Source organism: Actinomyces sp. S6-Spd3 (genome assembly GCF_000758755.1).
Classification (GTDB): Bacteria; Actinomycetota; Actinomycetes; order Actinomycetales; family Actinomycetaceae; genus Pauljensenia.
This window is the reverse complement of sequence record NZ_JRMV01000030.1, coordinates 1-591: the sequence shown is the minus strand read 5'-3', so window position 1 is coordinate 591 and position 591 is coordinate 1. Positions and strand designations below refer to the sequence as shown.

General features: G+C 52.6%; 1 protein-coding gene. It reads left to right on the top strand.

The window, feature by feature from the left end; all coding sequences use genetic code 11:
* Positions 1-70: 70 nt before the first annotated feature.
* A partial coding sequence (locus HMPREF1627_RS00215; RefSeq protein ID WP_034499798.1) for an ABC transporter permease occupies positions 71-591 on the top strand: 521 nt, incomplete at its 3' end.

The window sequence follows — 591 nt, the reverse complement described above, 5'->3', positions numbered from 1 at the left end:
TTGCCTCTGCACTATCGATGTGGGACAACCAGCTTGCTCCACTGCTTGACGGTGAGAACTAGGAGCCGGTTTGACCACATCCACTGACGAGTTCGTAAGGCCTGGACGGTCACGAGGACTACTGGAAGTATTCGATAAGCGGTTCCTCGCTTCTCTTCTTGTGCACAAGGAACTGCGGGTACGCTACCGCGGTTCCGTTCTGGGCATGCTGTGGAGCTACGCGAAACCAGCAGTCCAGTTCCTCGTGTTCTACCTGGCTATCGGCAAGTTCATGGGCATGGATCGCGCCATTGAAAACTACGTGATTTACATGTTTGCTGGCGTTGTTGCGATGAACTACTTTGCTGAGATATTCAACAACGACACTCGTTCGGTAGTTTGGAACACTCCACTAGTTAAGAAAATCTACTTGCCGCGCGAACTTTTCCCGGTAGCATCCACGTGGGTAGCGTTCGTGCATTTTGTGCCGCAGCTGGTGATCCTTGCCAGCGGCGCCCTCATTTTTGGGTGGAGGCCCGGCCTCATGGAATTGGGGCTGTTTATCTACGTGTTCTTAGTTCTAACTATCTTCGGCCTTGGCGTTGGGCTTCT